We start from the raw sequence: 546 nt of genomic DNA, 5'->3' as shown, positions 1-546 counted from the left end.
CAACAGATGAATTAAAAGAAGAGCACCCAAAACCGGAAACAGCGAAAGAATTGGAAGAAGAGGAAGAAGAGAAATTACAGGATCCAAAAGTGGAGAAACCACAAGTAGAAGGCATGGGTGAAGAGAAAGAAACCGAAGAGACATGGGAAACAACAGATGAATTAAAAGAAGAGCACCCAGAACTAGAGCCGGAAACAGCGAAAGAATTGGAAGAAGAGAAATTACAAGATCCAAAAGTAGAAAAGCCACAAGTGGAAGGTATGGGTGAAGAGAAAGAAACCGAAGAGACATGGGAAACAACAGATGAATTAAAAGAAGAGCACCCAAAACCAGAAACAGCGAAAGAAGTGGAAGAAGAGGAAGAAGAGAAATTACAGGATCCAAAAGTAGAGAAACCACAAGTGGAAGGCATGGGTGAAGAAAAAGAAACCGAAGAGACATGGGAAACAACGGATGAGTTAAAAGAAGAGCACCCAAAACCGGAAACAGCGAAAGAATTGGAAGAAGAGGAAGAAGAGAAATTACAGGATCCAAAAGTAGAGAAAC

General features: G+C 40.8%; 1 pseudogene. It reads left to right on the top strand.

From position 1 onward, the window contains the following. Positions 1-546, top strand: a pseudogene (locus tag MR056_RS21950) (hypothetical protein); the annotation flags it as partial.

The organism is Bacillus cereus group sp. BfR-BA-01360 (assembly GCF_022663595.1).
Taxonomy (GTDB): Bacteria; Bacillota; Bacilli; order Bacillales; family Bacillaceae_G; genus Bacillus_A; species Bacillus_A cytotoxicus.
The sequence above is the reverse complement of the archived record's forward strand: the minus strand, read 5'-3'. Positions and strand labels throughout refer to the sequence as shown.